This window comes from Streptomyces sp. NPDC059788 (genome assembly GCF_042732265.1).
Lineage (GTDB): Bacteria > Actinomycetota > Actinomycetes > Streptomycetales > Streptomycetaceae > Streptomyces.
Genome location: NZ_JBHWHY010000068.1, coordinates 33,183 through 47,809 on the forward strand (window position 1 = coordinate 33,183; position 14,627 = coordinate 47,809).

The 14,627-nt window shown below is 74.5% G+C and carries 13 protein-coding genes; 6 read left to right on the top strand and 7 right to left on the bottom strand.

The window, feature by feature from the left end; translation table 11 throughout:
- Positions 1–308: 308 nt before the first annotated feature.
- Positions 309–1,712, top strand: coding sequence for an amino acid permease (locus ACFV57_RS38660; protein WP_385242609.1), 1,404 nt, complete (start codon positions 309–311; stop codon positions 1,710–1,712).
- A 220-nt stretch (positions 1,713–1,932) separates the two neighbouring features.
- On the opposite strand, the gene ACFV57_RS38665 is transcribed toward ACFV57_RS38660, so the two are convergent.
- From ACFV57_RS38665 to ACFV57_RS38680, 4 genes are all read right to left on the bottom strand, one after another.
- A complete protein-coding gene (locus tag ACFV57_RS38665) occupies positions 1,933–2,664 on the bottom strand; it encodes a transglycosylase family protein (protein ID WP_385242612.1) in 732 nt (243 codons plus the stop codon).
- 496 nt (positions 2,665–3,160) lie between these two features.
- Positions 3,161–5,359, bottom strand: a complete 2,199-nt coding sequence (locus tag ACFV57_RS38670; RefSeq protein WP_385242615.1) for an ABC transporter permease — start codon at positions 5,357–5,359, stop codon at positions 3,161–3,163.
- Between the two features lie 22 nt (positions 5,360–5,381).
- Positions 5,382–6,173: a molybdate ABC transporter substrate-binding protein gene (gene modA, locus ACFV57_RS38675; protein WP_385242618.1), complete on the bottom strand. Its 792-nt coding sequence runs from the start codon at positions 6,171–6,173 to the stop codon at positions 5,382–5,384.
- Between the two features lie 40 nt (positions 6,174–6,213).
- Entirely contained in the window at positions 6,214–6,612 is a 399-nt protein-coding gene (locus ACFV57_RS38680) for a molybdopterin-binding protein (protein WP_385242620.1), read from the bottom strand.
- 308 nt (positions 6,613–6,920) lie between these two features.
- Here ACFV57_RS38680 and ACFV57_RS38685 point away from each other — a divergent pair, with 308 nt between their 5' ends.
- Positions 6,921–7,790, top strand: coding sequence for a triphosphoribosyl-dephospho-CoA synthase (locus ACFV57_RS38685; protein ID WP_385242622.1), 870 nt, complete (start codon positions 6,921–6,923; stop codon positions 7,788–7,790).
- 6 nt (positions 7,791–7,796) lie between these two features.
- Here ACFV57_RS38685 and ACFV57_RS38690 read toward each other — a convergent pair whose 3' ends face one another.
- Both ACFV57_RS38690 and lspA read right to left on the bottom strand, forming a co-directional pair.
- Positions 7,797–8,558 (bottom strand): PaaX family transcriptional regulator C-terminal domain-containing protein, encoded by a 762-nt coding sequence (locus tag ACFV57_RS38690; RefSeq protein WP_385242649.1) that lies wholly within the window; start codon positions 8,556–8,558, stop codon positions 7,797–7,799.
- A 41-nt stretch (positions 8,559–8,599) separates the two neighbouring features.
- On the bottom strand, positions 8,600–9,226 hold the full coding sequence (gene lspA / locus ACFV57_RS38695; RefSeq protein WP_385242625.1) for a signal peptidase II: 627 nt from the start codon (positions 9,224–9,226) through the stop codon (positions 8,600–8,602).
- Positions 9,227–9,359: 133 nt separating this feature from the next.
- On the opposite strand from lspA, the gene ACFV57_RS38700 reads away from it, so the two are divergent.
- Both ACFV57_RS38700 and ACFV57_RS38705 read left to right on the top strand, forming a co-directional pair.
- Positions 9,360–11,018: an acyl-CoA dehydrogenase family protein gene (locus tag ACFV57_RS38700; RefSeq protein ID WP_385242628.1), complete on the top strand. Its 1,659-nt coding sequence runs from the start codon at positions 9,360–9,362 to the stop codon at positions 11,016–11,018.
- Positions 11,015–11,806: a crotonase/enoyl-CoA hydratase family protein gene (locus ACFV57_RS38705; protein WP_385242631.1), complete on the top strand. Its 792-nt coding sequence runs from the start codon at positions 11,015–11,017 to the stop codon at positions 11,804–11,806. Before ACFV57_RS38700 ends, ACFV57_RS38705 begins: the two co-directional genes overlap by 4 nt.
- Before the next feature lie 27 nt (positions 11,807–11,833).
- On the opposite strand, the gene ACFV57_RS38710 is transcribed toward ACFV57_RS38705, so the two are convergent.
- The gene (locus ACFV57_RS38710) at positions 11,834–12,850 is read right to left on the bottom strand and encodes a GlxA family transcriptional regulator (protein ID WP_385242634.1); all 1,017 of its coding nucleotides are present in this window, start codon (positions 12,848–12,850) and stop codon (positions 11,834–11,836) included.
- Positions 12,851–13,006: 156 nt separating this feature from the next.
- Here ACFV57_RS38710 and ACFV57_RS38715 point away from each other — a divergent pair, with 156 nt between their 5' ends.
- Complete coding sequence (locus ACFV57_RS38715; protein WP_385242637.1) at positions 13,007–13,891, top strand: NAD(P)-dependent oxidoreductase; 885 nt, start codon at positions 13,007–13,009, stop codon at positions 13,889–13,891.
- A gap of 32 nt (positions 13,892–13,923) precedes the next feature.
- Positions 13,924–14,520 (top strand): maleylpyruvate isomerase N-terminal domain-containing protein, encoded by a 597-nt coding sequence (locus ACFV57_RS38720; protein WP_385242640.1) that lies wholly within the window; start codon positions 13,924–13,926, stop codon positions 14,518–14,520.
- Positions 14,521–14,627 lie beyond the last annotated feature (107 nt).

A 14,627-nucleotide genomic window follows, 5' to 3' on the forward strand; every position in this document is an offset into this window, starting at 1 on the left:
TTCCGTGGCCTCCTGATCGCGCAAATGCTTGATCACGAAGCTACGAGCGGACGGGGGTGCGGCGAATCCCTCCACGGATTGGTCGTCGCGTATGCCTCCGGTCCTACGCGAGGGGGACGTGGTCATCATCGGGGCGTACGGGATACCCGGTCCTTCGGCCGACCACGGACGGTCGCGCCTCGGGCAATCCGGGGTTGCGTCCCTTGCCGTGGTGTCGGCCCCACCCGGCCCTCAGCCTGCGCGCCGACCCGGCAGCCGAAACACTGCGGCAACAGCCCCGCATGATTGCGCCGATAGCGTCGGCCCGCATGAGTACGGGAACATCACGGGAGACCGCACCGGCCGCGGCGCCGGACGGCGGGCAGGCCGGCGCGGAACTGCGCAAGGGCCTCCGGCGCCGCCACATGAACCTGATCGCGTTGGGCGGTGTCATCGGCGCGGGCCTCTTCGTGGGCAGCGGCGTGGTCATCCGGGCCACCGGCCCGGCCGCCGTGCTGTCGTTCCTCGCGGCCGGTCTCCTCACCGTCCTGATCATGCGGATGCTGGCGGAGATGACGGTGGCCCGGCCGGCCCTCGGCTCGTTCTACGCCCATGTGCGCGAGGCCCTGGGGCACCGCGCCGGCTTCACGGTCGGCTGGCTGTACTGGTACTTCTTCGTGATCGTGGTGGCCGTCGAGGCGGTGGCGGGCGGCCGGATCGTACGGCTGTGGCTGCCCGGCGTGCCGCTGTGGGCCGTCAGCCTGGCGCTGATGGCGCTGCTGACCGCGACCAACCTGGTCTCGGCCCGCTCCTTCGGCGAGTTCGAGTACTGGTTCTCGTCGGTCAAGGTCATCGCGATCGTCGTGTTCCTCTTCCTCGGCGCGCTGTACCTGACCGGACTGTGGCCGCAGGCGCACGGCGGCCTGGCACACCTCACCGACTCCGGCGGCTTCGCGCCCGAAGGCGTCGGCGCGGTCCTCGCGGCGGTCGTGCCGTGTGTCGGCTTCTTCACCGGCGCGGAGATCGTGACCATCGCGGCGGCCGAGTCGGTGGAGCCGGAGCGCGCCGTGGCGGCGGCGATCCGCTCGATCGTGCTGCGCGTGGTGGGCTTCTACGTGCTGTCGGTCCTCGTCGTCGTGGCGGTCGTGCCGTGGACGTCCCGGGCCGTCGAGATCAGTCCGTACGCCGCGGTGCTGGACCGGCTGGACGTGCCCGCCGCCGCCACCGTCATGAACGCCGTCGTCCTGATCGCGGTGCTCTCCTGCCTGAACTCCGCGCTGTACACCTCGTCGCGGATGCTGTTCGCCCTGACCCGCAACGGGGACGCGCCGCGCGGCTTCACCCGGCTCAGCCGCGGCGGGGTGCCGCGCCGGGCGCTGCTCACCGGGACGTCCGCCGGCTATCTGTCGGTGATCGCGGCGTGGGCGTCCCCCGACGTCGTCTTCCGGTTCCTGATCAACTCCTACGGTGCCATCGCCCTGTTCGTCTACCTGGCGATCGCGATCGCCCAGCTCCGCCTGCGCCGCACGCTGGAACGCGAGGAACCGCAGCGGCTGACGCTGCGGATGTGGCTGTTCCCCTGGCTCAGCCGGGCCACCGTCGCGCTGATGGCCACGGTGATCGTGGCGATGGCCGTTCTGCCGGACAGCCGGGCGCAGTTCTGGCTGAGCCTGCTCACGGTGGGCGTGGTCCTGGCCGCCTACGAGGTGCGGCGGCGGCGCTCCTCCGGGTGACCGGGGAGAGCCGGGTGTCCCGGGAGAGCCGGGTGGGCCGGGAAAACGCCCGCCGGAGCGGGTCTGTGCAGGCCGTCCGCGGCGCCACGGACGGCCTGCCGGAACCCACCGCTTCCCGCGGCGGCCCGCCCGCCCCCAGCCGGGCCGCCGCTCCGGGGAACTCCGTCACGAAGAATTCCCGGGAGGGTGGGAAGGAAATACGTGCCGCGGAACTACCCGGTCAGCCGGTGCCCGGACGCCGGACGTCCAGCCGCATTCCCGGATAGATGAGGTTCGGATTCGCGCCGATTACCTGGCGGTTCAGGCGGTAGAACTCCTGCCAGCCCCAGCCGTATGCATACGCGATACGGCTGACCGTCTCCCCGGGATTGACGACATGCTGACCTGATTTCCGCTGCGGCCGGGCCTTGTACTGCTTGTGCTGGTCGTACCGGCTGCCGGACCTGTGGTGCCGGTACTGGGGAGCGCGCAGCCGCTCCCGGGCCCGGCCGTTGCCGTTGGCGCGGGCCGGGGAGCCGGCGCGCTGCGCGGCCTGCCGCGGCGCGGTGCTCTGCCGCACGCCGGACGAGCGCAGGCCCAGCCGGGCCGAGCAGGCCGGCCACGCGCCCCAGCCCTGGCGGGCCAGCACCCGTTCCGCCACCCTGATCTGCTGTGCCCGGGAGGCCCGCGACGCCCGGGAGGCGTACTTGCCGCCCCCGAAGGAACGCCACGTGGAGTGGGCGAACTGCAGCCCGCCCGAGAAGCCGTTCCCGGTGTCGGCCCGCCAGTTGCCGCCGCTCTCGCAGCCCGCCAGGCGGTCCCAGGTGGCACCGCTGCGCGCCTCGGCCGGCCCTTCGGCCGCCACGTTCAACGCGCCGGCCGCCAGCAGGACCGCTGCCGCCGTCGCTCCCCGGGCCCCGCGCCCCCGGACCTCACCGCGTCCGCTCGTTTCCGATCCCTGAGGATATTCCATCGACCTGCTCCCGTCGCTCACCGCGCGGTTTCCCGGCGGCTATGGGGATGCATGACGTCCGTTCCCGCCCGCCCTTTCCCGGCTGCCGCGCGGAATTTCTCCCGCGTTTTCACCGAGTTCCTGCGCCGCGTTTTCCGGGCCGTCATGAATTCGACGAGTAAGAGACAACCACGGCCATGGTTCGCACCGTCAGAGCGCGCGGAAGCGCCCGCCCGCCGCGGCCTGCCTCCTCACCGCCGGAGCGGGGGCCGACGGCTCCGCATGGCGCCCCCCTCTGCCGGGTAGGGGCGCACCCCCGGAGCCGGAGCGCATGGCCTGCCCGGGCGTATCGAGCGCTTGTCCGAGCCGGGGGTGCCGGTGGAGCGCATCCAGGGGCCGGGGGCACGCGCGGCGGAGGTCCGCACGCGCCGCGCACGGACCCCCTCGGACGGCGCAACACCGCCATGCGTGGGCAGGGTCGGGACCGGGTACGGTACGTCGGCCCGCACCACCCGGCTCACACCGGTACGAGCGTCACCTCGGTCGCCTTCACGCTCACCCAGACCTCGGCGTCCTCGGCCAGGCCGAGTTCCGCCGCGGCCTGCGGGGTGATCTCCCCGACCAGGTCGGGGACCTCGGGCGAAGCGACCAGGACCCGCAGCCGGCTGCCGAGCGCGGTGATCTCCCGTACCCGTCCCGGCCAGACGTTGCGGGGGCTGCCGGAGGGGCGCGCCCGGTGCACGGAGACCGCTTCGGGACCGATGATCGCCAGTGCGCCGGTGCCCTCGGGCAGCGGGTCGGCGGCCACCAGCCGCCCGGCGCCCGCGAGCCGCAGGCCGTCGTCGGTGGCGGTGCCCGGCCAGGCGTTGCGGCCCAGCATCCGCGCCACCCACGGCGAGCGCGGATGGCGGGTCACCTCGGCGGGCGCGGCGTCCTGGAGGGCGCGCCCGTCCTCCAGGACCAGTACGCGGTCGGCGAGCGAGACCGCTTCGACCGGGTCGTGCGTGACCATCAGGCAGACGCCGCCGAAGCCCGCCAAGTGGCGGCGCAGGGTGTGCCGGACGTGCGCCCGGGTGCTCTGGTCGAGGGCGGCCAGCGGCTCGTCCAGCAGCAGCAGGCGCGGGCGGGCGGCCAGCGCGCGGGCCAGCGCGACCCGTCCGGCCTGGCCGCCGGAGAGCTGGGCGGGGCGGCGGTGCGCGAGGTGGCCGACGCCGAGCCGGTCCAGCCACAGCTGGGCCTCGCGGCGGGCCTCGGCGCGGCCGGTGCCGTGGGCGCGCAGCCCGTACGCCGTGTTGCCCAGGGCCGTCAGATGCGGGAACAGCGCACCGTCCTGCGGGACCCAGGCGACGCCGCGGCGGTGCGGCGGCAGCGCGGTGACGTCCCGCGCGCCGAGGGTCAGTACGGCGTGCGCCCGGGGGGTGAGACCGAGGAGGGCGCGCAACAGCGTGGTCTTGCCCGCGCCGTTGGGGCCCACGACGGCGATGGTGGTGCCCGGGGCGGCATCGAGGGTGAGCCGGTTGAAGCCCGTGACGTCCGCGTGCAGCGGCCACCGCCCGGTACCGGAGCCGTCATCGGGCCCGCCGGGGGCGGTGGGGCCCGCGTCGGCGGCCTCGGCGTGCGCGGTGGTGGCGGTGGGCGGGCCCGGGGTGGCGGGCGTGCCGGAGGCGGCGGATGCGCCGGTCATGTGGTCGGGCCACGTGCCGCCGGCATCCGGTGCTCCGCCGCCCGTCGCGTCCGTACGCGTCACCGCGCCGCTCGTGCGCCCCCGGGCCGTGCCGCCCCCGCCCGCCCATCGGCCGCGCAGGGCGACCAGGACGGCCATCGCGATGACGAGCAGCAGGAGGGAGACGGAGGTGGCGGCCTCGGGGCTGTCCTGGAGGAGCAGATAGACCTGGAGGGGCAGGGTCTGGGTGACGCCCGGCAGATTGCCCGCGAAGGTGATCGTCGCGCCGAACTCGCCGAGCGCCCGCGCCCAGGTCAGGGCCGCCCCGGCGGCGAGCCCGGGGGCGATCATGGGGAGGGTGACGGTGCGGAAGACGCGCAGCGGCCCGGCGCCGAGCGAGGCGGCCGTCTCCTCGTAGCGTTCGTGCAGCCCGGCCAGTGCGCCTTCGAGGCTGATCACCAGGAACGGCATCGACACGAACGTCGCGGCGACCACCGCGCCCGCGGTGTGGAACGGCAGTTGTACGCCGAACCAGCTGTCCAGCCAGCCGCCCAGCAGGCCCCGCCGGCCGAACCCGAGGAGCAGCGCCACCCCGCCGACGGTCGGCGGCAGCACCATGGGCAGCAGCACCAGGGAGCGCACCACGGACTTGCCGGGGAAGTCGACGCGCGCCAGCAGCCAGGCGAGCGGCACCCCGAGCAGCAGGGACAGGCCCAGCGCCCAGAGGGACACGACCAGCGAGATCCGCAGGGCCTCGGTGACCTCGGCGGAGGTCAGGTGGGTGCCGAGGTCGCCCCAGGACGTACGGGTGAGGATGCCCGCCATGGGCATCAGCAGGAACACCACCGCCAGGACGGCGGGCACGGCCAGGGCCAGGGGTGGCCGCAGGCCGGCGGCGGCGCTCCGGCCGCGCCCGGGGAGGCCGCGCCCGGGGAGGCCGCGCCCGGTGAGCCGCCGCCGGGCGGGACGGTGCCCTTCGGGACGTGGCTCGGAGGGGGGCGGCTCGGTGGGGTGGTGCTCGGTGAGGCCGGCCACGCGGCGGTCGCGCTTCATGAGGTGACGGGTCCCGGCACGGTCACGGCTTCTGGAAGCCCGCGTCGCGCAGGATCTTCTGCGCCTGCGCGCCGCCGAGCCACTTCACGAACGCGTCGGCCTCCTTGGCGTGCTGGGAGACCTTGAGCGTGGCCGCCGGGTACTCGGCGATCGCGTTCTGCTCGTCCGGCACCTGGACGGCGTCCACCTTGTCGGGCGCGGTCATCGCGTCGGTGGCGTAGACGATGCCCGCGTCCGCCTCGCCCAGCGCCACCTTGCTCAGCACACCGCGCACGTCCTGCTCCTGGGAGACCGGCTGGACGGTGATGCCCTGCCGGTCCAGGACCTTCTTGCTGTAGCGGCCGACGGGCACGGCGGGCGCGGCGAGCACGACCTTGAGCTTCTTGGAGGAGGCCAGGTCCTGCAGGCCCTCGATGTGCTTGGGGTTGCCGTCCGCGGTGGCGATGACCAGGCGGTTCTTCGCGATGGTCTGCGGCGTGCCGGTCTTGCCGTGCAGCCCGTCCATGGTCCGGGTGTCCGCGGTGACCAGGGCGTCGGCCGGGAAGTCCTGGTTGACCTGGGCGGCGAGCTGCTGGGAGCCCGCGAAGGAGAACTTGACCGTGGTGTCGGGGTGTTCCTTGTGGTACGCGTCGGCGGCCTTGGCGAAGACGTCGGTCAGGGAGGCGGCGGCGAGGACCTTGATCGTGGTCTGGCCGCCGTCGGCCGCGGACGAGTCGTCACCGCTGCCGCAGGCGGCGGCGAGCGGGGCGAGGACGGCGACGGCCAGGGCGGCCGCGGTGGCGCGGCGCCGGGTGACGCCGAAGGTGCGGGACATCGGGATCGGCTCCTTGGGGACGGACGCGGATACGGGCGGGTCAGGCGCGGTCGATATGGACATTGGTCGACTTCACGCGGGCCGTGGCCCGCACGCCGACCTCCAGTCCGAGTTCCTCCACCGCTTCCCGAGTGAGGAGGGAGACCAGCCGGTGCGGTCCGGCCTGGATCTCCACCTGTGCCGCCACGTCGCCCAGCTTGATCGCCGTGACGATGCCGGGGAAGGCGTTGCGGACCGAGGTGTGGGAGGTGTCGCCCTCCTCCGTGCTGCCGTTCTTGGCGAGTTCGGTGGAGAACGCGGCCAGGTCGCGGCCGTCGATCAGCCGGCGGCCGGTCTCGTCCCGGTGGGTGGGGACCTTGCCGGCGTCGGCCCAGCGGCGGGCGGTGTCCGGGCTGACGCCGAGCAGACGCGCGGCCTGGCCGATCGTGTAGGACTGCATGTGCGGCACCGTATGGCAAATGTACTCTCATCTGCAATTACGCCGTGGGAAAGCACCTTGCATGTGCGAGCCGCCTTGGAGGAAGCGCCAAGAGCGTGCGTGGCACGGGGGACCGACCGCGCGGCGCGCCGCACCGCGGCGCGGGAGCGCGGACCGGACATACCAGGGGGGGCGGGGCATCGGACGTGCGGGCGAAGCCGTACTCTTTTGGGAGGGTTTCGGGAGGGCATGGCGTAACACGGAGGGAGCGCGATCCGATGGGTACTCCTACTTCTTCAGCGCGTTCTGCGGTCCGCGGCCGGTCGATCATGAAGAGGCTGCGGCCGGAGTCCGCGCGCGGCGACGTGCCGCCGGTGCACGAGCGCCCCGTCCTGCATACGGTCCCGCACCCTTCCCCGGATCGTCCCCTCCCGTTGCGCCTCGCCGACCTCGCCGTCGCCGCCTGTACGGCGCAGACGGTGCTGGCCCCCAAGCCGGACCCGCTCGCGCTGCACACCGCCGAGCTGCTGCACGCCCCCTTCGCCTCCATGGCCGAGGCCGCCATGGGCCAACCGCTGGACCGGCGGCTGCGCGAGCAGCTCGGGCGCCTGGGCCGGGCGGGCGAGCAGCGCGCCCAGCAGGCGGGCGCCGGCGCGTCCGGCAAGCGGGGAGCGCTCTGGTCCGTGGGGCTGCTGGTCGCCGGCGCCGCCGCCACGAACTGCCGCTCCGACGTGGAGACCTGCGAGGCGGCGGCCGCCCTGGCCCGCCTGCCGGACGGCGGCGCCCCGGCGGCCAGCCGCTCCCCCGGCGGCCGGGCCCGGCAGTACTACGGCGTCCCGGGCGCCGTCGGCCAGGCCCGCTCCGGCTTCCCGAACGTGCTCGGCGTGGCCCTGCCCGCGCTGCGCCAGTCCCGCGCGGCGGGCGCCTCCGAGGTGACGGCCCGGATGGACGCGCTGCTCGCGCTGCTGTCCACGGTCGACGACACCACGCTGTTGCAGCGCGGCGGTTCGCAGGGTCTGCTGTCGGTGCAGATGGACGCGCGCGACGTGCTGTCGTCGGGTGGTTTCGGCACCCCGCGCGGGCGCAAGGCGTTCGTCCGGCTCGACGCGCGGATGACCCGTAACGGGCTCACGGCGGGCGGCAGCGCGGCGCTCCTGTCGGCGACCCTCTTCCTGGACTTCCTCTTCGAGGGCCGCTGAGGGCTCTCAGGGCGTGACGTACTGCCGCAGCAGGTCCCGCAGCTCCGCCTCGAAGGAGTCGTAGCGGCGGCGCAGTTCGGCGCCCGGCCAGTCGGCGGGCAGCAGGGCGTCCGGCAGCAGCGGGTCCGCGAGGAGGTGCCGCAGCACAGCGGCCGAGACGGTGAAGCGCCCGGCCGGGGACGCGGCGCCGGACAGCGCGGCCAGCAGCGCGCAAGCCCGTACCGCCCAGCCGTCCAGGTCCCACAGGCCGCGTGCCAGCTCCGCCGGGTCGCCGTCCGGGGCGCCGGTGAGCAGGGTGCACTGCCGGGCGACCACGGCCGGCCTGGTGCGCTCCAGGTTGGCGGGGCGCAGCCAGGTGCCTTCACGCAGTTCGGCGAGCCGCAGCTGCGCCATGGCCTGGCGCAGCGCGGTCCGTTCGGCGGCGGGGCGCGCTTCGGCGGTGACCACGGCGATCTCCCAGGCGCCGTCCCAGTGCCGGGTCCGCGGCGCGCGGCTCTCGTCCTGCCGCGCCTGGCGTTCCAGCAGGCGCGCGGTGAGCCCGTACGCTCCCTCGCCCTGCTGGAGGTCGCCCGCCGCGACCATCCGGGACAGCGCGACACGGACGGTGCCCTCGGCGATGCCGAAGAGTTCCCCGACGCGCACCAGGGCGCGCGCCGGGAGCCGGGGCGGGTGGTGGCCGAGGAGGGTGCTGAGGACGATGGAGCGGGCGGTGAGCGGCCGCAGGCCGAGGCGTGCCGCGTCGTCGCGTACGGAAGTGTCCTGGTCCATGGCGTCGTGGTCCGTGGCGTCGTGGTCCATCGGCCGGAATCCTAGGAGGCCACCGGCGGACCGGTGACGGCCGCCTCCCCCGCCTTGCCCTCGCCCCCGCCTTCCGGCCCGGCCCTGCCTTCGCCCTCCGGCTTGTCCCTGTTGTCCATCTCCCAACCGAGGAAGGAGAACAGCACGATCAGGACGCCGCCGCAGACGATCGCGCAGTCGGCGACGTTCATGACGCTGAAGCCGCGTACGTGGATGAAGTCGACCACCGCGCCCTGGAAGTCGCCGGGGGCGCGGAAGAGGCGGTCGGTCAGATTGCCGAGCCCGCCGCCCAGCAGGAGGCCCAGCGCGATCGCCCAAGGGGTGCTGTAGAGCTTGCGCGCCAGGCGGAAGATCACCACCGCGACGGCCACCGCGATGACCGTGAACACGATGGTCGTCGCCTCGCCTATGCCGAACGCCGCGCCGGAGTTGCGCAGCACCCGCAGCTCCAGCCAGTCGCCGAGCACCTGGACGGGGGCGCCGTTCTCCAGCTCGGCGACCACTGCCAGTTTGCTGCCCAGATCGAGCAGGTAGGCGGCGCCCGCCACCGCCAGGAGCAGCGGCACCCGCCGTCTGCCGCGGGCCCCCTCCTCGCGGTCCGCGCCACTCGCCCCGGTGGTCCGGCCCGGTTCCGTCACGTTCAGTCACCTCGAAGTCCGTCGCTCGGCCTCCACCTTAAGCGGGCCGGGTTTTGGGCCGGTCCCGGTGATCGCAAACCCGCACCCTATTACAGCCTTCCCACGCGTGTGCTGTTTCTGTAACGTCCACGGTATGACCGTCACCCATGAAGTCGTGAATCAGGCTCCGCCGCTGACCGGGTTCAGCACGGCGGACGATCCGGCCCTGCTGGAGGCGCTGCGCCGCGCGGACGCCGGGTGGGGCGAACCAGAGGTGCGGGAGCTGGGCGCGCTCGCCGGGACGGAGGCGGTGCGGGAGCAGGCGCGGATGGCCGAGGAGCAGCCGCCCCGGCTGCACACCCACGACCGCTTCGGCCACCGGATCGACGAGGTGGAGTTCCACCCCGCCTGGCACCGGCTGATGACCGTGGCGGTGGAGCACGGGCTGCACGCCGCGCCGTGGGCCGAGGCCCGGCCCGGCGCCCACCTCGTGCGCGCGGCCAAGTTCTACGTCTGGTCGCAGGCCGAGCCGGGGCACGGCTGCCCCGTCTCCATGACGTACGCGGCCGTTCCCGCCCTGCGCGCCGAACCGGCTCTGGCGGAGCGTTACGAACCGCTGCTGGCGGCCCGTACGTACGACTACGGGCTGCGGCCCCCGCTGTCCAAGGCGGGCCTGATCGCGGGCATGTCGATGACGGAGAAGCAGGGCGGCTCGGACGTCCGGGCCAACACGACCCGGGCGGTGCCGTCCGGCGACGGCACGTACCGCGTCACCGGCCACAAGTGGTTCACGTCCGCGCCGATGAGCGATGTGTTCCTGATGCTCGCGCAGACCGCGGAGGGGCTGAGCTGCTTCCTGCTGCCGCGCGTGCTGCCCGACGGCACGCGCAACGGGATGCGGCTGATGCGCCTGAAGGACAAGCTGGGCAACCGCTCCAACGCGTCCTCCGAGATCGAGTACGACGAGGCGGTGGCCTGGCCGGTCGGCGAGCCGGGGCGCGGTGTGCGGACCATCGTCGAGATGGTCAACATGACGCGGCTGGACTGTGTGATCGGCTCGGCGGCCGGGATGCGCGCCGGGCTCCGGCAGGCCCTGCACCACACCGCGCACCGGCACGCGTTCGGCCGTGCGCTGGCCGAACAGCCGCTGATGCGGGCGGTGCTGGCGGACCTGGCGATCGAGTCGGAGGCGGCGACGACGCTGGCGATGCGGCTGGCGACCGCCGTCGACCGGGCGCAGGACGGGGACGCGGGCGAGGCCGCGCTGCGCCGGCTGGGGCTGGCCGTCGGCAAGTACTGGGTGTGCAAGCGGGGCAGCGCGCATGCGGCGGAGGCCCTGGAGTGCCTGGGCGGCAACGGGTACGTGGAGGATTCCGGTATGCCGCGGATCTACCGCGAGGCGCCGCTGCTGTCGATCTGGGAGGGCTCGGGCAACGTCGCCGCGCTGGACGTGCTGCGCGTGCTCGCCAGGGAACCGGCCGCGCTGGACGCGTACTTCGCTGAGGTGGACGCGGCGGCGGGCGCCGACCGGCGGCTGGACGCGGCCGTCGCGGGAGTCCGCAAGATGCTCGGCACGCTCGGCGACCCGGACCAGGCACAGCGCGCGGCCCGTTCGCTGGCGGAGCGGATGGCGCTCGCGTTCCAGGGCGCGCTGCTCGTACGGCACAGCCACCCGGCGGTGGCGGACGCGTTCTGCGCCTCGCGGCTCGACGGGGAGTGGGGGCACGCCTTCGGGACCCTGCCCGCCACGGCCGGTCTGACGGCGGTCCTGGACCGGGCGCAGGCCGAGGCCCCCGCGAAGGCCACCGGATGAGCGGCGGGGAAGCGGACGGCGGCCCGCGCACCGTACGCGTCGAGCGTGCCGGTCCGGTGACGACCGTGATCCTCTCCCGGCCCGCGGCGCGCAACGCCGTGGACGGCCCGACGGCGGCACAACTGGCCGACGCCTTCCGTGCCTTCGCGGCCGACGACACCGCGCACGCCGCGGTCCTGTGGGGCGAGGGCGGCACGTTCTGCGCAGGCGCCGACCTCAAGGCGATCGGCACCGGGCGCGGCAACCGGGTCGCGGCGGACGGTGACGGGCCGATGGGGCCGACCCGGATGCGCCTGGGCAAACCGGTGATCGCGGCGGTCGCGGGGCACGCGGTGGCAGGCGGTCTGGAGCTGGCCCTGTGGTGCGATCTGCGGGTGGCGGAGGAGGACGCGGTGTTCGGGGTGTTCTGCCGCCGCTGGGGCGTGCCGCTGATCGACGGCGGCACGGTACGCCTGCCCCGGATCGTCGGCACCGGCCGCGCCATGGACATGGTGCTGACCGGGCGGCCGGTCGGCGCGGCCGAGGCGCTCGGCATGGGCCTGGCCAACCGGGTGGTCGCGCCCGGCCGGTCCCGCGCCGAGGCCGAGGAACTGGCGGCCGCGATCGCCCGCTTCCCGCAGGCGTGCCTGCGCAGCGACCGCGCCTCTCTCCTGGACCAGGAGGGCTTGCCGGAGGAAGCCGCCCTGGCCGCCGAACTCCGCCACGGGCAGGGCGTGCTGGCGGAGGCGGTGACGGGCGCGGCGCGCTTCGCTTCGGGGGCGGGGAGGCATGGGGCGGTGGACACGTAGGGACGGGGGCCGAGGGTGCGGTCCGTCTCACCCCGCGGGCTGCCCCTCCGGTGCCGTACGGGGAAAGGCCCGCCGGTAGTCGGACGGGGACACCCCGACGCGCTTGAGGAAGTGGTGGCGCAGGTTGTTCGCCGTGCCCAGGCCGCTCAGTTCGCCGATCTTCTCGACGGGCAGGTCCGTCGACTCCAGCAGACCCTGGGCGCGCGCCAGGCGCTGGTCGAGGAGCCATTGCAGCGGGGTCGTGCCGGTGGCCGCCTGGAGCCGCCGGTAGAACGTGCGGGGGCTCAGCGCGGCGCGCTCCGCGAGGTCTTCCACCGTCAGCGGCCGGTCGAGGTGGGTACGCGCCCAGGCCAGGACCGGGGCCAGTCCCCCGTCGTCGGTGGGGGGCACGGACAGGTCGACGAACTGCGCCTGTCCGCCGGGCCGGTGGGCGGGCACGACCATCCGGCGGGCCAGCTGGTTGGCGACGTGCGCGCCCAGATCGCGCCGCACCAGGTGGAGGCAGAGGTCGAGGCCCGCCGTCAGCCCGGCGCTGGTGAGGACGTCGCCGTCGTCCACGTACAGAACGGAGTCGTCGACCCGCACCTTCGGGTAGCGCTCGGCGAGCTGGGCGGTGTGCATCCAGTGGGCGGTGGCGCGGCGGCCGTCGAGCAGTCCGGCTTCGGCGAGCGCGAACGCCCCGGTGCACAGGGACACCATGCGGGCGCCGGCGTCGTAGGCGCGGCGCAGCGCCGTGATCAGGGCGGGCGGCAGCGGCCTGCCCTCTTCCACGCAGGGGTCGGGTACGGAGGGGACGACGACGGTGTCCGCGCCGGCGAGGTCGTCGAGGCCGTACGGCGTGCGCAGCGCCAGCCCGGCCGTGCCCGCGGGCCCGTCCCCGCCGCCCCGCTCCCCCGTTCCGCACAGCCGCAGGTCGTACCACGGCTCGGCCAGGTCGGGCTGCGGCTTGCCGAAGACCGTGCAGGGGATGCTCAGTTCGTACAGGTCCCAGGAGGGGACCCCGATCTCCTCGGTCACGACGACCGCGACGGAACCAGCGCTCATCCCCGAAGGATACGTACGGGAAGGATCTGGCAGGAATTTGGTGATGGCCGTCAGCACTGTCACTGGTTCCGGTGGCCCGGCGCTGCGAGCGTGGTCCGTAAGTGATCAATTGCCGCCGGCGTCCAGCGCTGTCGGCAGACGGACGAGGAGACACACATGCAGACCGGACGCGCGGCCGTGACGGTGCTCGGGCTGGGCTCGATGGGATCGGCGCTGGCCGGCGCGCTGTTGGCGCGCGGCCACGCGACCACGGTGTGGAACAGGTCGGCGCACAGGGCGGAGGCGCTGACGGAGCGCGGCGCCACGGCGGCGGCGACGCCCGGGGAGGCGGTCGCGGCGAGCCCGCTCGTCATCGCCTGCGTGCTGGACTACCCGGCGTTGCACGCCGTCCTGGACCCGGTGGCGGACTCACTGGCGGGCCGGACGCTGGTCAACCTCACCTCCGGCTCGCCGGAACAGGCCGCGGAGGCCGCCGCGTGGGCACGGTCGCACGGCGCCGACTACCTCGACGGCGCGATCATGACCACTCCCCCGGGCGTCGGCAGCCCGGAGATGATGTTCCTCTACAGCGGCCCGCGCGAGGTGTTCGACTCCCACCGCGCCACCCTCGCGGCCCTCGGCGACCCGCTGCACCTGGGCACCGAGCCGGGCCTGGCGTCCTTGTACGACGCGGCGCTGCTCGGCCTGATGTGGGCCGCGCTGACCGGGTGGCTGCACGGCACCGCGCTGGTCGGCGCGGAGGGCACCCCGGCCACCGCGTTCACCCCGGTGGCGATCCGCTGGCTGAGCGCGGTGACCGGCTTCCTGACCACCTACGCGCCACAGGTGGACGCCGGTCACTATCCGGGCGACGACGCCACCGTGGACGTCCAGATCGCCGCGATCGACCACCTCATCCACGCCGCGGCGGCGCGCGGCATCGACAACGCGCTGCCCGAGCTGCTGAAGGCGACCATGGAGCGGACCCGCGCCGCGGGCCACGGCTCCAGCAGCTACGCGGGCGTCATCGAGGTTCTCAAGGCCACGGCGGGCGCCCGGTGACCCCTCCGGCTCCTTCGGCTCCGCCCCGTCCGGTGCCGCCTGCCGCCGCCTGGCCCGGCCTGCTGGCCGCCGCCACCGACGCCTGCCTCGACGCCCTCCTCACAGGAGCGGACCAGGACTGGGCACGGCCCGCCGACGGCCTCGAATGGACCTGCCGGGAGACCCTCGACCACCTCGCCCTCGGCCTGACCGGGTACGCGGGTCTGCTGATAGCCCGCCCCACCGACCGCTACATCACCCTCTTCGCCTCCCTCGATCCGCAGGCACCGGTCCCCGCCTGCCTGGAGGGGCTGCGCATCGCGGCCTCGCTCCTCGGGTCCACGGTCCGCGACACGCCGGACGAGGTCCGCGCCTGGCATCCGTGGGGGCACGCGGACGCCGCCGGTTTCGCCGCCATGGGCGTCACGGAACTGATCGTCCACACCCGCGACCTCACCCGTGCGCTCGGTGTGACCTGGGCCCCCGACGACGGTCTGTGCGCCGCGGTCCTGTCGCGGCTCTTCCCGGACGCCCCGGCCGCCCCGCCCGGGTGCGGCCCGTTCGACGTACTGCTGTGGTGCACGGGGCGGGCCGCTCCGCCCGGGCTGCCGCGGCGTACGGAATGGCAGTGGGACGGCACCGTGCGCTGAGCCCGCCGGCGCCCCGGGGAGGCGCGCGCCGAGCCCGCCGGGGGGGGCACTTTGAACGCGTTCAACCCGTCACGTACTGTCTTGCGTGACGGGTTGAACGCGATCAA